1 protein-coding gene (running past both ends of the window) is annotated in these 20,943 nt (G+C 67.8%); it reads right to left on the minus strand.

The whole window is internal to a non-ribosomal peptide synthase/polyketide synthase gene (locus ACYR7D_RS02915) on the minus strand: the coding sequence, 56,871 nt in all, runs 12,202 nt past the left edge and 23,726 nt past the right edge, and what appears here is coding positions 23,727-44,669 (codon 7,909, partial, through codon 14,890, partial); reading right to left, the first codon wholly in view occupies positions 20,940-20,942. Both codon boundaries (start and stop) fall beyond the window edges.

The raw sequence follows: 20,943 nt of genomic DNA on the forward strand, positions 1-20,943 counted from the left end.
TCGGCCAGCTCCACCCCGGCAACCTGCAGACCCGCCAGCTCCAACACCGGCCGCTCATTGTTCTGGAACGACAACGCCACCTGGAACAGCGGATTACGCGCCTGCGAACGTTGCGGCGCCAGCAGATCCACCAGCCGCTCGAACGGCACATCGGCATGACCGAACGCATCCAGATCGGCCTGCCGCGCCCGATCCAGCAGATCACCGAACGTCTCACCGGAACCGACACTCGTCCGCAGTACCAGCGTGTTGACGAACATGCCGACCAGATCGTCGAGCGCCTGCTCGCCACGACCCGCGATCGGTGTACCGATCGCGATATCGTCCGAACCCGACAACCGGGCCAGCAACGCCGCCAACGCCGCGTGCACCACCATGAACATCGACGCGCCACGACTACGCGCCAAACCATCCAGGCCCTGCACCAAATCGGCGGACAGCTCACCGTGAACCGTCGCCCCCTTCAGCGACGCCACCGCCGGACGCGGCCGATCCGTCGGCAGGACCAGCTCGTCGGGGACACCGTCGAGGGTCCGCCGCCAGAAGTCGATCTGGCGCGCCATCGGCGAATCCGGATCGTCCTCGGCGCCCAGCACCTGCCGCTGCCACAGGGTGTAGTCGGCGTACTGGACCGGCAGCGGCTCCCAGCCCGGCACCTCGCCCTGGGCGCGGGCCGCGTACGCGGTCATCACATCACGGGCCAGCGGCGCCATCGAGAAACCATCCGCGGCGATATGATGCACCACCACGACCAGCACGAACTCGTCCGGCGCGGTACTGAACAACCGGACTCGCAGCGGTACGGCTTCGACCACGTCGAAACCGGCCTCCACGAACCGGGTGACGCTCGACAGCAGTTCGTCCGCCGCTACCGCGACCGGACCCAGCTCCAGCTCCACCTGTTCGGCGGAGAGGATCACCTGCACCGGTGCGCCACCGTGCTCCGGGTACCGGGTGCGCAGAGATTCGTGCCTGCGCACCACATCGGTCAGCGCCGACCGCAGGGCCGCCACATCCAGCGCACCCGAGAGCCGGATCGCCATCGGCAGGTTGTAGGCCACCGACGAGGTGTCGTACTGGTTGAGGAACCACATCCGCTGCTGCGCGAACGACAGCGGCACCCGGTCCGGACGCGGACCGGCCACCAGAGCCTGCCGCGCACTCTCCCCGGTCTGCTCCACTCGTACCGCCAGAGCCGCCACCGTCGGCGCATCGAACAGCGCCCGCACCGGCACGCTCACATCCAGCGCCGCACCGATCCGCGCCGCCACCTGTGTCGCGACCAGTGAGTTGCCACCCAGCTCGAAGAAATCGTCGTCCGCGCCGACCCGCTCCACACCGAGCACCTCGGCGAACGTGGCCGCCACGATCTCCTCGACCGGGGTCGACGGCGCCCGGAACACCCGCGCCTGCAATACCGGCGCCGGCAGCGCACGCCGATCCAGCTTGCCACTGGCATTGAGCGGCAACTCGTCGAGCACCACGAACGCCGACGGCACCATGTACGAGGGCAGCTGTCCCGCCAGGTGGGCGCGCAGCTCATCGGTATCGAGCACAGCGCCGGCGACCGGTACCGCATAGCCGACGAGCTGGTCACCGGTGTGCGCGTCACTGCGCATGACCACCACGGCCTGAGCTACCTCGTCCACGCCGGTCAGCGCGGCCTCGATTTCCCCGAGTTCGATGCGCTGGCCGCGCAGCTTCACCTGGAAATCGGTCCGGCCCAGATACTCCAGCTCACCCGCGGCGGTCCAGCGCACCAGATCGCCGGTGCGGTACATCCGCTCGGCCGTCACGAACGGATCGGCGACGAACCGGTCCGCGCTCAGGTCCGGACGCGCCACATATCCGCGCGCCAACTGCACGCCCGCCAGGTACAGCTCACCCGCGACACCTACCGGTACCGGCCGCAACCGGCCGTCCAGCACGTACACCCGGGTGTTGAACACCGGCACACCGATCGGCACCGTCACCGTGTCCGCGTCGACCACCTCGTGGTAGGTGACGTCGACCGCGGCCTCGGTCGGGCCGTACAGGTTGTGCACAGCCGTCCCGGTCAGCTCCCGCAACCGCTGCGCCGGCTTCGGCGCCAGCGCCTCACCCGAGGAGAACACCAACCGCAGCGATTCGCACCGCACCGTATCCGCTCCGGCGGTCACACCCGACAACGCCGCCACGAACACCGTCAGCATCGACGGGACGAAATGCGCCACCGTCACACGCTCGGTATCGATGACCTCGGCCAGATACGCCGGATCCCGATGACCGTCCGGCTTGGCCACCACCAGCCGGGCACCGATCTGCAACGGCCAGAAGAACTCCCATACCGACACATCGAAGGTCGCCGGGGTCTTCTGCAACACCGCATCGGCAGCGTCCAGCCCGTACTGCGACTGCATCCACACCAGACGGTTCACGATCGCCGCATGCGAAACCGCCACACCCTTCGGCCGGCCCGTCGAACCCGACGTGAAGATCACATACGCCGTATTCGACGGCCGCAACGGCGACAGCCGATCGGCGTCGGTGACCGGGTCACTCGCGTACCCGGACAAGTCGACCTCGCCGACCGGTACCACCGGGCACTTCGCCGTGGCGAAGCCATCGGCCCCGTCGGCCAGCACACACACCGGTGCCGCGGTCTCGAGTACGTAGTCGATCCGCTCGACCGGTTGCGCCACATCCAGCGGCACATACGTACCACCGGCGGTGACCACCGCGTACATCGCCACGACCAGGTCCAGGGACCGCCGCATTCCCAGCGCCACCGGAACGTCCGGGCCCACGCCGAGCGAAATCAGATGCCGCGCCAGGCGGTTCACCCGCCCGGCGAACTCGGTATAGGACAGACCTGTCCCCTCGAACACCACAGCGGGCGCCTCGGGAGTCCGGACGACCTGCTCAGCGAACAGACCGGCCAGTGTCGCAGTCGGATCGACCGCGCGCGCCGGGCCGTAACCGTTGCGCATCACCTCGGACGCCTCCACAGCGTCCAGCAGCGGGAGGTCGCCCAACGGCCGCTCGGGAGTCTTGACGATGGCCTTGAGCAACCGGACGAACCGCCGGCCGAACTGGTCCACGGTCTCCCTGTCGAACAGGTCGGTCGCGTAGACGAACGTGGCCGCGATACCCGCCGCACCGTCGGCCCCGGTCTGCTCGCTCAGTTCCAGCTGCAGATCGAACTTGGCCGTCTGTATCGGCAGATCCACCCCGCTCAGCGTCAAACCGGGCAGTTCCGCGCCCTGCGCGGGCGTGTTCTGCAACGACAGCATCACCTGGAACAGCGGGTTCCGGGACCGCGACCGGGCCGGGTTCAGGATCTCCACCAGCCGCTCGAACGGCAGATCCGCATGCCCGAACGCGGCGATATCGGTCTCGCGGACCGAGCCCAGCAGCTCGGTGAAACCCGTTCCGGTATCGACCGGGGTCCGCAACACCAGCGTGTTGACGAACATACCGATCAGGTCGTCGAGGGCCCGTTCGCCACGGCCCGCGGTCGGGGTGCCGATCACGATATCGGTCTCACCCGACAGCCGCGACAGCAGCACCGCGAACGCCGCGTGCACCACCATGAACAGCGTCGCGCCCTCGGAGCGCGCCAATTCGGCCAATGCCGCATGGGTCTGCGCGTCGATCTCGAAGGCGTGTGTCGCGCCGCGGCCCGAGGAGACCGCGGGCCGGGCCCGATCGGCCGGTAGATCCAGTTGGTCCGGGATACCCGCGAGTTCCGCGGACCAGTACGCGACCTGCGACGAGATCAACGACTTCGGATCGTCCTCCGAGCCCAGCACCTGCCGCTGCCACAGCGCGTAATCCGCGTACTGCACCTCCAGCGGGCGCCAGCCCGGCGCACCGCCTTCGAACCGCGCGATATAGGCGGTCACCACATCGCGGAGCAGCGGCGCCATGGAGAAGCCGTCGCCGGAGATGTGATGGGTGACGAACGCGAGCAGGTGCTCGGTCGGGCTCAGCTCGAACAGCCGCGCCCGGAACGGCGCCGCCGCCGTGACATCGAACCCGGTCAGCACCAGATCGGACAGGTGGCCGGCGAGTTCGTCCCGGGTGATCCGCACCGGTGCGAGATCCGGCACGACCTCGGCTACCGGGGCGATCTGCTGGAACGGGGTGCCGTCCACTTCCGGATAGAACGTGCGCAGCGATTCGTGCCGCGCCAGGACATCTGTCACCGCGGCGCGCAGTGCCGCGAGATCGAGCGTGCCCGACAACCGCACCGCGACCGGGATATTGTCCGCGGCCGATTCCGGATCGAACCGGTTGAGGAACCACATCCGCTGCTGCGCCAGCGACAGCGGCACCCGCTGCACGACCTCACCCGTTGCCAGCACCTGCGTCGGGCGCGCCTGCGGTACCAGCGCCACTCGTCCGCCGGCACCGGACTGTGCTTCCGCGCGCGCGGCCAGAGCGGCCACCGTGGGTGCTTCGAACAGGACGCGCACCCCAACGTTGACATCCAATGCCTGCCCGATGCGGGCGGCGACCTGAGTAGCGATCAGCGAGTTACCGCCCAGGGCGAAGAAGTCGTCATCGGCGCCGATTTGCTCCACACCGAGAACATCGGCGTAGACACCGGCCACAATCTCTTCGATCGGTGTCGACGGTGCCCGGAATTCCCGGGCCTCGAACACCGGCTCCGGCAACGCCTTGCGGTCCAGTTTCCCGGACGTGTTCAACGGGAACGCGTCCAGCACCACCACAGCCGCCGGCACCATATAGGCCGGCAGAACCTCGCGCACCGCCTCGAGCAATTCCGCGGGGACGACCTGGGCACCCGGCGCGGGTACCACATAGGCCACCAGCTGCTCGCCCAGCTGCGACGCCGCGACCGTCACCACGGCCTGGCTCACCTGCGGCCGGGCCAGCAGGGCCGATTCGATCTCGCCCAGTTCGATCCGCTGACCACGGAACTTCACCTGGAAGTCGGTACGACCCAGATACTCCAGTATCCCTCGGGACTCACCGGCACCGGTTTCGATAGTGCGCCAACGCACCAGGTCACCGGTGCGATACATACGCCGACCGGTATCGAACGGGCTCGCCACGAACCGGTCCGCGGTCAGATCCGGCCGCGTGATGTAGCCGCGGGCGAGCTGGTCGCCAGCGAGATACAACTCGCCCACGATACCGCTGGGTACCGGCCGCAACCGCGAATCCAATACGTACACCCGCGAATTCCACTCGGGCACACCGATCGGCACACTGCCGACCTCATCGCCCGTGGCCGGCCAGTACGTGATCGATACCGCCGCCTCGGTCGGGCCGTAGAGGTTGTGGATCGCGGCATCCGAGATCGCCCGCAGGGCCGTCACCGTCTCCGGCGGCAGCGCCTCACCGATCACGAACACATCGCGCAATGTCGGGATGGATCCCGCCTCGGTGTGCGCGGCGAACACCGTCAGCATCGACGGCACGAAATCGGTGACGGTCACCCGCTGCTCGGCGATCACCCGGGCCAGGTACTCCGCGTCCCGATGACCATCGGGAGTGGCGACCACCAAACGCGCGCCCGCCGCCAGCGGCAGGAAATAACCCCACAGCGATACGTCGAACGTCGTGGCCGTCTTCTGCAGATACACGTCCCCGGCACCCAGCGGGTACTGGTCGAGCATCCACGCCACCTGGTTCACGATCGCCGCGTGCGAAACCGCCACGCCCTTCGGCCGGCCCGTCGAACCCGACGTGAAGATCACATACGCCGTATTCGACGACCGCACCGGCGCCGACCGATCGGCATCGGTCACCGCCGACCCGTCGTAACCGGTGGTGTCCAGCACGTCCAGTTCCCATACGGGCACACCTGTCCCCTCGGGAACAGCCGCCGCGTCGGAGGTAGTGGTCAACACACATACCGGCCGCGCGGTCTCGAGCACATACCCGATCCGCTCCGCCGGATGATCCGGATCCAGCGGCACATACGCCCCACCCGCGGTCACCACCGCGTACATGCCGATCACCAGATCCAGCGACCGCCGCACCACCAGACCGACCAACGACTCCGGGCCCACCCCCTCGGCGATGAGCATCCGCGCCACCCGGTTCACCCGCACGGCCAGTTCCGCATAGGTCAGCTCGGCGCCCTCGAAGACCACCGCTACCCGATCCGGGTACTCCGCCACCATCCGGGCGAACCCGTCCAGCAACAGCCCCGGCTCGACCACATGATCGGTGGCATTCCACCGGCGCAACACCACATCGCGTTCGGTCGCGTCCAGCAGCTCGATATCACCGACCGCTACCCCGGGATCGGCGACGATCCCGGCCAGCACCCGCTGGAGCCGGTCCGCGATCTGCCGCACCTCGGCCTCGTCGAACATATCCGGCCGGTACCCGGCCCGGATCCGCAGCGTAGCGCCCAGCGAAGCGACCAGGGTGAACGGATAATGCGTGGCGTCGACCCCCTCCAGGCCGGTCACCGCCATTCCATCGATATCGCTGGCCTGCGCCTGGATACCCTCGCTGTCCACCGGATACGACTCGAACACCAGCAATGTGTCGAACAATGCCGTCATTCCGGCCGCGGCGTGAATATCGGTGAGACCCACATAGTGGTGATCCAGCAGGTCGGCCTGTTCGGCTTGGACCCGGGCCAGCAATGCCCGCACGGGCTCGTCCTGATCGAACCGCACCCGCACCGGGATCGTGTTGATGAACAACCCGACCATCGATTCCACCCCGGACAGCTCCGGCGGCCGGCCGGAGACGGTGGCACCGAACAGCACATCGTCGCGGCCGGTCAAACGTCCCAGCAGCACCGCCCACGCCACCTGGAGCACCGTGTTCGCCGTGACGCCGAGCCGGGCGGCCAGCGTGGTCACCCCGGTGGTGGCCGCCGTATCCAGCTCGAACACGTATTCGCCCGAGAGCGCGGTGATCTCGTGCGCGGAGCCACCCGCTTCCGGACGGACCAGCAGTGTGGGTTCTTCGACCTCCGACAGTGCCGCCCGCCAGGCGTCCAGCGATGTCCGGTGGTCCTGCCGGCCCACCCACTCCAGGAAGGTGCGGTAGGAGCGGACTGCCGGCAGAACAGCGGTATCGGCACGCACCGCGTACAACGTCAGCAGATCCCGCATGAGCAGCGGCATGGACCAGCCGTCGAGCAGGATGTGGTGGTTGGAGACCACGAGCTGCCAGGTATCGGCGCCGGTAGCGACCAGCGTGAACCGGAGCAGCGGCGGCTCGGCGAGATCGAAGCGCCGCAACCGGTCCGCCTCGATGATGTCCGCGGCGGTCCCGGTGCTGCTGCGGTCGTACTCGGTCCAGTCGACCGGCAGATCCTGGAAGACCACCTGAACCGGATTGCCCTCGTGATCGGTGACGAAGGCGGTGCGCAGGTTCTCGTACCGATCCATCAGTGCCTGCGCAGCCGCACGCAACCGGGCGGCGTCCACCCGGCCGGTCAGCGTCAGCACCACCTGGCCGGTGTACACATCCACCGACGTATCGGCGATCTGGGCATGGAACAGCATCCCGGCCTGCAGCGAGGACAGCGGCCAGATATCGGCGACCGGCATCGGGAACCGCTGCTCGATCCTGTCGACATCGGACTGCGACAGCGCGACCATGCCGAAATCGGACGGGGTGTGCCCCCCGGCTCCCGCGGAATTCGCGTGCCGGGCCACCGCTTCCAGCGACCGTACCCACAGCTCACCGAACTCGCGGACCTCCTCGGCCCCGAGCAGGGTGCGCGGGTATCCGATGCGCGCGGTGAACACATCGCCGACGACGATGGCGTTGATATCCAGGAGCGCCAGCGCGGGCATATCCGCGTCGAACGCCGCGTCCACCGGCAGTTCGACCGGCAGCCAGCCGAAATCACGCATCTCCGCGGAGATCTCGTTCGTACCGGACCGGCCCAGATAGTTGAAGCTCACCTGCCCCGGCAGTTCCGCCGGCAGTTCGCTCGCGGTCCGCGGGTTCATATGGCGCAGCAAACCGTAGCCGACACCCTTGTCCGGCACCGCGAGCAGCTGTTCCTTCACCGCCTTGAGCGCCGCCCCCAGCGACGGGCCGCCGGCGAGCGCGTCTTCGATATCGATACCGGCCAGCGCGAACCGCACCGGGAAGACGGAGGTGAACCAGCCGACGGTATGGGACAGATCGGCCCCGGGCACGATCTCTTCCTCACGGCCGTGGCCCTCGAGGCGGACCAGGAGCGGAGCATCGGTGGCCACCCCGGGCACCCGCCGGGCCCGCCAAGAGCCGGCGGCCAGCACGAGCGCGGTGAGCAGACCGTCGTTCACCCCACCGTGGAACAACGCCGGAACCGTGGTGAGCAGCGCCTGGGTGACCTCGGGCGACAACTGCACCGAGTGGGTTTCGACCACCGCGATGGTATCGATGGCCGCGTCCATCCCACGGTCGGTCAGCAGCGGATCGGCGGTACCGGCAACGGTCCGCCAATACTCCAGTTCGGTTTCCCGCTCGGCGCTGCGCGCGTTCTCCTCGAGCGCATGCGCCCAGGTCCGCATCGATGTGGTCGGCTTCGTCAGTTCCGGTGTCTGCCCGGCGCTGTGCGCACCGGCGGACATCACGAATTCGGGAAGCAGAATGCGCCACGACACGCCGTCGACCACCAGGTGGTGGGCAACGACCACCAGGTACCCGGTCCGGTCGCCGGTATCCGGTTCCAACCAGACGAACCGCACCACCACACCGCTGCTGGGGTCCAGCCGGTCCAATGCGGAATCGACAGCGGCGGAAGCCGCTTCGAGTATCTGTTCATCCGTGGCGGCGGCATCGAAGAGGGTGTGATCGATGAGAGCGTCCACATCGACCGAGCCGGGCTCGGCTGTCTCCACGACCCAGTCACCGTCCACGACGAACAAGCGCGACCGCAACATATCGTGCCGATCGAGCACCGGCCGCACCACCGCGGCGATGGTCGCGCGCGTGATGCCGACCGGCAGGCTCAATGTCGTCAGCTGATGGAAGCGCCCGAACGAGCCGAAACGCTCGACCATGGTCCGCACCACCGGAGTGAGCGGCATCCGGCCGACGCCGCCACCCGGCAGTTCGGCCAGGATCCGGGCCGCGCCCTCGGCGGATTCCGCGAACTCGGCCACCGACGCCAGGCCGGCCACCGTGCGCTTCTCGAACACCTGCCGCGGTGTGATCACCACACCGCGCGACTTGGCCCGCGACACCAATTGGATGGAGATGATGCTGTCGCCGCCGAGCGCGAAGAAGTCGTCGTCCGCGCCGACCCGCTCGACCCCGAGCAACTCGGCGAAGGTTTCCGCCAGGGTCTCTTCGATCGGGGTCGATGCCGCCCGGAACTCCCGGACCTCGAACACCGGTTCCGGCAACGCCGCACGATCCAGCTTGCCCGACGCGTTCAGCGGGAACGCCGCGAGCTCCACGAACGCCGACGGAACCATATACGACGGCAACCGCTCGTGCAGATGAGCCCGCAGATCATCGGCGACGACCGTCGCACCGGCTGCCGGCACCACATACGCCACCAGATGATCGGTGTTACCCACATGCCGCAGGATGACCAACGCCTGCGCGACCGGATCGAACTCGGTCAGCGCGGCCTCGATCTCACCGGGCTCGATGCGCTGACCGTGCAACTTCACCTGGAAATCACTACGACCCAGATACTCCAACTCACCCGCTGCGGTCCACCGCACCAGGTCACCGGTGCGGTACATCCGCTCACCGGCCCGGAACGGATCGGCGACGAACCGGGAGGTGGTCAGATCCGGGCGAGCCAGATAACCGGGCGCCAACTGCACGCCACCGACGTAGAGCTCACCCCGCACACCCACCGGCACCGGCCGCAACCGGGTATCCAGAACATAGGCCCGCGTATTCAGACCCGGAGCACCGATCGGCACAGCGCCGACCTCGGCACCGGTCACCTCATGAGCGGTGACATCGACCGTGGCCTCGGTAGGCCCGTACTGGTTGAACAGGCGGGCACCGCCGGTACGCTCCCGCAACCGCTGCGCCAGCTCACCGCTCAACGCCTCACCACCGACGCCGATACTGCGCAAGCCGGCCCAGGCCGTGGGCTCGGATTCGGACAGGAACACCGACAGCAACGACGGCACGAACACAGCCATCGTGACGCCTTCACCGGCGATCAAACCGGTGAGATACGCCGCGTCGCGGTGCCCGTCCGCATGCGGGACAACCAGGCGAGCGCCCAGCTGCAACGGCAGGAAGAACTCCGTCACCGACGGGTCGAAGGTCGGCAGGGTGCGCTGCAGCATCACATCGCCGGCGCCGAAGCTGTGCCGTTCGCGGGTGGTCGCCAGATGGTTGAGGAGGGCCCGATGCGACACCGGGACACCCTTCGGGCGGCCGGTGGAGCCGGAGGTGAAGATCGCGTAGGCGGTGTTGTCCGCACGCAGCGGCCGGAGCCGGTCGGCATCGGTGAGCGGGGTATCGGGGATACCGGACAGGTCCAGCCGATCGATACGCACCTGCCCGGCGATCGCCGGATCCAGGTCTTCACCGCAGGTCAGCACATACATCGGGCGTGCCGTATCGACGATGTACTCCAGCCGGTCCACCGGCTGCTCCGGATCCAACGGCACATACGCGCCACCGGCCGCGATCACCGCGTACGCCCCGGTGAACAGCTCGATCGACCGGCGCATACCCAGCGCCACATAGGTTTCCGTGCCCACACCGGCATCGCGCAGCCACCGCGCCAACCGGTAGACGCGACGCGCGAACTCGCCGTAGGACAGACCGGTGCCCTCGTAGGTCAGCGCGACCCGATCGGGGGCCTGCGCCACCACTCGATCGAACCCGTCCAGCAACAGGCCCGGTTCGATCACTCGGTCGGTGGCGTTCCACCGGTGCAGTACCAGCTCGCGTTCGGCCGCGTCGAGCAGTTCCAGCTCGCCGACCGGGGCTGCGGGATCAGCGACGATCCCGGCCAGTACCCGCAGGTACCGCTCCACGAATCCCGCCACCGTCGCGTGGTCGAACAGGGCGGTGGCGTAGGTCAGGTACCCGGTCATCCCCTCCGCGGCACCCGTCGCGTCGTAGGTGTCGCTGAGGATCATGTTCAGGTCGTACAGGGAGACCTCGGCACTGGCATCCAGCCCGGCCACCGACAGACCGGGCAGTTCCAAACCGGTCTGCGCCAGGTTCTGGAACGCGAAGCCCACCTGGAACAGCGGATGCCGGGAGGTCGACCGTACCGGGTTCAGCGCCTCCACCAGCTGTTCGAACGGCACATCGGCATGCGCGAGCGCCGCGATATCGGTCTCCCGCTGGCGCGCCAGCAGCTCGGTGAACGATTCCCCGCCCTCGACCCGGGTGCGGAACACCAGCGTGTTCACGAACATACCGATCACATCGTCGAGGGCGGCCTCGCCTCGACCGGCCACCGGCGTACCGATCGCCACATCATCGGTCCCCGCCAGCCGGGCCAGCAACAGCGCGAACGCGGTGTGCGTCACCATGAACAGGGTCGCGCCCTGCTGCCGCGCGAAGTCCGCCAGCGCCTGGTGCAGGCGCGCATCGATATGGACTTCGACTCGGCCACCGGCATACGACTGTGTCGTCGGCCGCGGCCGGTCCATCGGCAGATCCAACTGCTCGGGTAGGTCGGCGAGCGCCGATCGCCAGTAGGCGAGCTGTGTGTACGCCAGCGATGTCGGATCGGCGCCGTCGCCCATCAGGTTCCGCTGCCAGATCGCGAAATCGGCGTATTGGACCGCCAACGGCGCCCAGTCCGGTGTCCGGCCTGCCGCCCGTGCCGAGTACGCGGTCATCAGATCCCGCATCAACGGCACCATCGACGCGCCATCGGCGGCGATATGGTGTACCACCGCGGCGAGCACGTGTTCGCCGGCCACATCGTCGATCCGCAACAGGGTCACCTGTGCCGGCACCTGCTGGGCGACATCGAACGAGACCGCCGCCAGCTCGGCCACCACGGAGTCGACCGCGTCCGCGGCCACCGTACGGATATCCAGATCCGGTACCGCCCCGGAAACCGGCAGCACCACCTGCGCCGGACCGGCTTCGGTCTCCGGGTACACCGTCCGCAGCACCTCGTGCCGCGCTACCAGATCACCGACCGCCTGCCGCAGGGCCGGCACGTCCAGGTGCCCGGTCAACCGGATCACCAGCGGGATGTTGTAGGCCGCCGCACCACCGTCGAACCAGTTCAGGAACCACATCCGCTGCTGCGCCAGCGACAACGGCACCGCTTCCGCGATCTCCCCGGACGGCAGCACGCGGGTCGGCCGCGGCTGCGGCACCAGCGCCGGACGTCCGCCGGAACCCACCTGCTCTTCGAGCCGGGTGGCCAGCGCGGTGACGGTGGCGGACTCGAACAGCACCCGGACCGGCACCTGGGTATTGAGCGCCGCGCCCAACCGCGCCACGACCTGGGTCGCGATCAGCGAATTACCGCCCAGGGCGAAGAAATCATCGTCGGCTCCGACCCTGTCGGTGCCGAGAACGTCGGCGAACACTCCCGCCACGATCTCCTCGATCGGGGTCGACGGGGCGCGGAACGACCGATTTTCGAATACCGGTTCGGGTAGCGCGCGGCGGTCGAGTTTGCCGGCGGGGGTCAGCGGGATCGTGTCGAGCACCATGACCGCCGACGGCACCATATAACCCGGCAGGCGCTGCTCGACATACGCGATCAACACCGCGGTATCCACCGTGGCACCCGACACCGGAACCACATACGACACCAGCGACACCACACCCGCGGTGTTCTCGTGCCCGATGGTGACCGCGAAATCGACGGTCTCGTGCGCGGTCAGCGCGGCGTCGATCTCCCCGAGTTCGATCCGGAAACCCCGAACCTTGACCTGGAAATCGTTGCGGCCCACATACTCCAGCACCGGATCACCCGCGCCGTCACGACGCCACCGCACCACATCACCGGTGCGATACAACCGCGCCCCCGGCCCACCGAAGGGATCGGCCACGAACCGCTGCGCGGTCAGACCCGCCCGAGCGTGGTAGCCCCGCGCCAGCTGCACCCCACCGACATACAACTCACCGGCCACCCCCTCGGGCACCGGATTGAGCCGATCATCGAGCACCAGCGTCCGCATCCCCCGCACCGGACCACCGATGGTGACCCGATCACCGGCCCGCAACACCCCACTGATGTTCGTGGCGACCGTGGCCTCGGTCGGACCGTAGGCATTGTGGAACCGGCGCTGGACCCCGCCCTCGGGTGCGGTCGACCATTTCGCCATCAGATCCGCCGAAATGGCTTCACCACCGGCGATGATCACTTTCATCCCGGCCAGATCCGCCGGGTCCAGCGACGCCAGCACCGACGGGGTGATCAACCCGACCGTCACGCCTTCCCGGGCGATCAGCTCACCCAGCTCCGCGCCACCGTAGGTACCGGTCGGCACCACCACCAGCGTGCCCGCCGAACCGACCGCCAGCAGCAACTCCAGGATCGAGGCATCGAAACTCGGCGACGCGAACGCCAACGCCCGCGTCTGCGCGTTCAACCGGTACCGCTCGACCTGTTCGGCACTGAAATTCGCCAGGCCGGCATGGGTGACCACCACGCCCTTGGGCACACCGGTGGAACCGGAGGTGTAGATGACATAGGCGGTGTTGGCCGGGGTCAACGGCCACACCCGGTCGGCGTCGGTGATCGGCTCGGCCGGGTACCCGTCGAGAGCCAGCTCGTCCAGCACCAGCCAGTCCACCGTATCCGGCAGATCCGCCCGCACACTCGAGACCGTGATACCCACCGGCGCACCGGAATCGGTGAGCATATGCGCGATCCGGTCCGCCGGGTAGGTCGGGTCGATCGGGACGAACGCCGCACCGGATTTGGTGACCGCCCATTCGGCGAGTACCGAATCCGCCGACCGCGGTACCGCTACCGCCACCAGGTCCTCGGCGCCCAGGCAACGCTCGATCAGCACCTGCGCCAACCGGTTGGACCGTTCGTCGAACTCCGCGTAGGAGTAGCCGACACCGTCGAACACCACCGCCGGCGCCGACGGGTCCACCGCCACCGCCGCGGCCAGCAACTCCGGCAACGTCGACGCCGGCACCGCCGCACCACCCGTACGGGACAGAACCTCGCGGCGTTCGCTCGGATCGAGCAGCTCGAGATCACCCAGCACCGCGTCGGGATCGGCGGCCACCGCCGACAACAACCGCTGGAACCGGGTGATCATCATGGCCGCGGTGGCCTCGTCGAACAGTTCGGTCGCGTAATTGAGCGATAGGGCCATCCCGCCGGAGTCGTTCTCGACGAGCGTGAACTGCAGATCGAACCGGGCGACGTCATCCGCGAGTTCGAAGCCGGAGACCTCGAGACCGGCCAGCTCCAGTACCGGCCGCTGATTGTTCTGGAAGGCCAGCGCCACCTGGAACAGCGGATTACGCGCCTGCGAACGTTGCGGCGCCAGCAGATCCACCAGCCGCTCGAACGGCACATCGGCATGACCGAACGCATCCAGATCGGCCTGCCGCGCCCGATCCAGCAGATCACCGAACGTCTCACCGGAACCGACACTCGTCCGCAGTACCAGCGTGTTGACGAACATGCCGACCAGATCGTCGAGCGCCTGCTCGCCACGACCCGCGATCGGTGTACCGATCGCGATATCGTCCGAACCCGACAACCGGGCCAGCAACGCCGCCAACGCCGCGTGCACCACCATGAACATCGACGCACCGCGCGCCCGGGCCAGCTCGTCCAACTGCCGGATCAATTCGGCATCGAGCTCACCCTGTGCCGTCGCACCCTTCAGCGACGCCACCGCGGGACGCGGCCGGTCGGCCGGCAATGCCAGCTCGTCGGGAAGTCCCGCCAGCGCCTGCTGCCAGAAGGCGATCTGGCGCGCCATCGGCGATTCCGGATCGTCCTCGGCGCCCAGCACACGTCGCTGCCACAGCGAGTAGTCCGCGTACTGGACCGGCAGCGGCTTCCAGCCCGGCCCGTCACCGGAGACACGCGCCGCGTACGCGGTCATCACATCACGGGCCAGCGGTGTCATCGAGAAACCGTCGGCGGCGATATGGTGCACCACCACGACCAGTACATGGTCATCGGGCGCGATCTCGAACAGCTGGATCCGCAGCGGGACGGCGGCGGCCACATCGAAACCGGTGGCCACGAAGTCGACGACCGCGGTGATCAGTTCGTCCGCCGCCACGGTCACCGGCCCCAGAGCCAGGTCCACCTGCTCGGGCGGCACGATCACCTGTACCGGGACACCGTCGTATTGCGGGTAGAGAGTGCGCAGCGATTCGTGTCGGAGCACCACATCGGATACCGCCCACCGCAGCGCGGCCACATCCAGCGCACCCGAGAGCCGGATCGCCATCGGCAGGTTGTAGGCCACCGACGAGGTGTCGTACTGGTTGAGGAACCACATCCGCTGCTGCGCGAACGACAACGGGATGCGCTCCGGCCGCGGACCCGCGACCAGCTCCTGGCGTGCACCGGTTCCGGCCTGCTGTTCCACCCGCGCCGCCAGCGCGGCGACCGTCGAATCCTCGAACATCATCCGCACCGGTACCTCGGTATCGAGCGCGGCACCGACCCGGGCGGCGACCTGGGTCGCGATCAGCGAGTTACCACCGAGAGCGAAGAAATCATCGTCGGCACCGACCCGTTCGATACCGAGAAGCTCGGCGTAGACCCCGGCCACGATCTCCTCGATCGGAGTCGAGGGCGCCCGGAACTCCCGGGTCTCGAAGACCGGGGCCGGCAGAGCCCGGCGATCGAGCTTCCCGTTGATGGTCAACGGAATCCGGTCCAGCGCGACCAGAGCGGACGGCACCATATACGACGGCAACCGTTGCGCGGCACCGGCGGAAACCGCGTCCAGATCGAGTTCGGTCCCGGCCTCGGGGATCACATAACCGACGATCCGTTGATCACCCGGATTGTCCTCACGGACGATCACCGTCGCCTGCGCGACACCCGCCTCCGCGACGAGCGCGGCCTCGATCTCACCGAGCTCGATCCGGAAACCACGCACCTTGACCTGGTCGTCGGCGCGACCCAGGTATTCCAGTTCGCCGAAACGGTTCCAGCGCGCCAGGTCACCGGAACGGTACAGGCGGGCACCCGGTTCACCCAGCGGATCGGCCACGAAACGCGCGACGGTCAGATCCGGGCGACCGAGATAGCCACGCGACACCTGGCCACCGGACACATACAACTCACCCGGCACACCGACCGGTACCGGCCGCAGCCGGCTGTCCAGCACGTAGGTCTTCAGCCCGGCGAGCGCCCGGCCGATCACGCTACCGGCGGCCTCGGCGACGGTCTCCGCGTCCAGTGCGCGATAGGACACGTGCACCGTGGTCTCGGTGATGCCGTACATGTTCACCAGCAGCGGCGACACGGTTTCCCGGTCACCGATCCGGGCGGTGCGCCCGGTGGTGCCGTCACCGTGCCGTGCGATCCAATCGGCGAGCCGGCGCAGTTCCAGTGCCTCACCACCGAATACCACATAGCGCAGTGCCAGTGAACGGTCATCGGCTGTGCTGCGGTCGGCCTCGGCCAGCTGATAGAACGCCGAGGGCGTTTGATTCAGCACGGTGACCCGCTCGGTGCGCAGCAGTTCCAGGAACTGCTGCGGTGAACGCGAGGTGTAGTAGTCGACGACCACCAGGGTGCCGCCGAACAGCAACGGTCCCCACAGCTCCCAGACCGAGAAGTCGAACGCGTAGGAGTGGAACAGAGTCCACACGTCCTCGGCGCCGAACCCGAACTCGCGCTCGGTGTTGGCGAACAACCGCACCACGTTCCGGTGCGCCACCGCGACGCCCTTGGGGCGGCCCGTGGACCCGGAGGTGTAGATGACGTAGGCGATATTGTCCGGACGCAGCGGCGCCGAGCGGTCGGCATCGGTGATCGGACCGTCGTCGGCGTCCTCGATATCGCCGGCCTCGACGGCGTAACCGTCCACCACCACCCGGGAGATATCACCGGGCAGGTCCACTCGTACCGAAGAATCCAGTACCACCGTCGCCGGACGCGCGTCTGCGAGCACGTAGGCGATCCGATCGGCGGGGGAATCGGGGTCCACCGGCACGTACCCGGCACCGGACTTGATCACCGCGAGCAGCGCTACCACCAGGTCCAGCGACCGTGGCAAGAGGACCGCGACCAGTGTCTCCGGTCCGGCACCCTCGGAGATCAACCGGCGCGCCAGCACATTCGCCCGCCGATCCAGCTCGGCGTAGGTGACCCGATCGCTACCGAACTTCACCGCGGTCCGGTGTGGATGCTTCCCGGCAGCCGCCTCGAACAGGCCGGCCAGAGTGGCCGTCTCCGGCAGATCGACCGGTACACCGCCGACGCTGAACACACCCGGAGCGGCATCGGCTCGGGATTCCACCCAGCGCCGCGAGACATCCAGGCGTTCGGCGTCACCGAGCAGATCGATATCACCGACCGCGATACCCGGATCCCGCGCGACCGTCCGCAGGATCCGCAGCAGCCGATCGGCGAACTCCACCACGAATACTTCGTCGAAAAGATCCGTGGCATAGAGGAGTTCGGCCTCCATACCGGCGGCATCGTCGATCTGCCCGCTCAAGGTGAGCGTCAGGTCGTATTTCGTGGTGGGCGAATCTACGCGCACCGATTCGACCGTCAGACCGGGCAGTTCCAGCCGGATATCACCGAGGTTCTGGAATACCAGCAATACCTGGAACAGCGGCTGGTGCGACTGGGTCCGCACCGGGTTGAGGATTTCGACCAGACGCTCGAAAGGTACATCGGCATGCGCGAACGCCTGCAGATCACGATCACGCACCTGAGCGAGCAGCTCGCTGAACGAGGCGTCTGTATCGACCTGAGTTCGCAACACGAGCGTATTGACGAACATACCGACCAGATCGTCGAGGGTTCGATCACCGCGGCCCGCGACCGGAATACCGACGGCGATATCGTCGGTCGCGCTGAGCCGGGCGAGCAAGGCCGCGTAAGCGCTGTGCACGACCATGAACAACGTCACGCTCTGTGCCTGTGCGACGCGGTTCAATTCCTCGACCAGATCACCGGGGACGCGGAACTTGTAGTTCGCCGCCTGCTCGCCGAGGATCGCCGGACGTTCCCGGGTGGACAGCGGGATCACATCGGGAAGATCCGCCAGCTCCGCTCGCCAGAAATCCAGCTGCCGGGAAACCAGCGAGGCCGGATCGTCATCGGAACCCAGGACCTCGCGCTGCCATATCGCGTAGTCGATGTACTGGACATCCATCGGCTCCCACTCGGGGACAGCCCCCATGGACCGCGCCGCATACGCGATCATCAGATCACGGGTGAGGGGCCTCATCGAGAAACCGTCGGCCGCAATATGGTGCATCACACCGGCCAGCACATAGTTGTCCTCGGCCAGGCGATACACCCGCAACCGCACCGGTAGCTCGTGGGTCAGATCGAATCCGCGGTTCACGAACTCGAGAATCGAAGCGAGCAGCTCGCCCCCGAGCTCCGCACCGGGTGGTGTGGCCTCGTGGGATTCGATGACCTCCACATCCGGAATCGCCCGCTCCGGTGGCAGCACCAGCTGGTAGCCCACACCGTCGTGGGACGGGTACACGGTGCGCAAGGGTTCGTGGCGCGCGACCAGATCGGCCATCGCCTGGAGCAGCGAGTCGATATCGACCGTCCCACTCAACCGCAACACGACCGGAATGTTGTCGAACGCGGACTCCGGCTCGAACCGGTTGAGGAACCACATACGTTGCTGAGCCTGCGCCAGCCACGGCCGCTCGGGCCGGGGACGGGCCTCCAGAACGGGGCGTCCACCGGCGCCGGCCTGCTGTTCCACCCGCATCGCCAGCGCGGCGACCGTCGAATCCTCGAACAGCATCCGCACCGGTACCTCGGTATCGAGTTCGGTACCGATCCGGGCCGCGACCTGGGTCGCGATCAGCGAGTTACCACCGAGAGCGAAGAAGTCGTCGTCGGCACCGACCCGTTCGATACCGAGAAGCTCGGCGAAGACCCCGGCCACGATCTCCTCGACCGGGGTCGACGCCGCCCGGGAACTGGACGATTCGAATACCGGCGCCGGCAGCGCCCGGCGATCCAGCTTTCCGTTGATGGTCAACGGGATCCGATCCAGCACAACCAGCGCGGACGGCACCATATAGGACGGCACCCGCTGTCCGACGCCCTCACGGATCTCCCCCGCAACGGGCTCGCCCCCGGGCTCCGGCACCACATACGCCACGATCCGGTGATCGCCCGGGTTGTCCTCGCGGACGATGACCGCGGCCTGCGCGATACCCGGCTGCGCGAGCACCGCCGCCTCGATCTCACCGAGCTCGATCCGGAAACCACGCACCTTGACCTGGTCGTCGGCGCGACCCAGGTATTCCAGTTCGCCGAAACGGTTCCAGCGCGCCAGGTCACCGGAACGGTAGAGCCGCGATCCGGCCGTACCGGGCTCGGCCAGCGGGTTGGCCACGAAACGGGCCGCTGTCAGATCCGGACGATCCAGGTAGCCGCGGGCGAGCTGCCCGCCCGCGATGTACAACTCGCCTGCCACCCCGACCGGCACCGGTTGCAGCCGGGTGTCCAGCACATATGTCTTCAGCCCGGCGATCGCCCGGCCGATCACGCTCCCCGCCGCACCGGCGATGGTGGCGGCATCGAGCGCACGGTAGGACACGTGCACCGTGGTCTCGGTGATGCCGTACATGTTCACCAGCAGCGGCGACGCGGTTTCCCGGCCGTCCACCAGCAGGGTGCGCCCGGCCGTGCCGTCCCCGTGCCGCTCGACCCAATCGGCGAGCCGGCGCAATTCCAGCGCCTCACCACCGAAGACGATGTAGCGCAGGGCCAGCGGGCGATCCGCCGCCGCAGCGCGATCGGCTTCGGCCAGCTGATAGAACGCCGAGGGAGTCTGGTTCAAAACGGTGACCCGCTCGGTGCGCAGCAGTTCCAGGAACTGCTGCGGCGAACGCGAGGTGTAGTAGTCGACGACCAGCAGGGTGCCACCGAACAGCAGCGGTCCCCACAGCTCCCACACCGAGAAGTCGAAGGCGTACGAATGGAAGAAGGTCCACACGTCTTCGGGTCCGAAACCGAATTCTTGCTCGGTGTTGGCGAACAGGCGCACCACGTTCCGGTGCGCCACCGCGACACCCTTGGGGCGGCCGGTGGAACCGGAGGTGTAGATGACGTAGGCGGTGTTGTCCGGGCGCAGCGGCGCGCGGCGATCGGCATCGGTGACGGCACCGTCGTCGGCGGCCGCGATATCACCGGCTTCCACATCCACCAGCACACGCGGCATCCCGCCGGGCAGTTCCACCTGCACAGTGGAATCCAGGACCACCGCCGCGGGGCGCGAGTCCCCGAGGACATAGGTGAGCCGCTCGAGGGGGGAATCCGGGTCCACCGGCACATACGCGGCGCCGGACTTGATCACCGCGAGCAGCGCTACCACCAGATTCAGCGACCGCGGCAACAGAACCGCGACCCGTGTCTCCGGCCCGGCGCCCTCGGAGATCAACCGGCGCGCCAGCATATTCGCCCGGCGATCCAGCTCGGCATAGGTGAGCTGGTCGGTACCGAACTTCGCGGCGATCCGATGCGGATGCTCGCCCGCGGCCGCCTCGAAGAGCCCGGCCAGAGTGACCGTCTCCGGGTGGTCCATCGGGACACCGTCGACGCTGAACACACCGGGTGCGGCATCGGCGCGGGAACTCACCCAGTGCCGCGCCACATTCGAACGTTCGGACGCACCGAGCAGGTCGATATCACCCACGGCGATATCCGGCTCCCGGGTCACGGCACGCAGGATCCGCACCAGACGCTCGGCGAAATCGGACACGGTCGCCGGGTCGAACAGATCGGTGGCGTACGCCCACTGCATACGCAAGCCGCCGTCCACGGCTCCCTCGGTGCCGACGGTCAGCTGAATATCGAACTTCGAGTATCCGGAATCGAATTCGAGCACTTCGAGGTCGAGCCCCGGCAGCGATACA

The organism is Nocardia sp. X0981, from assembly GCF_977089955.1.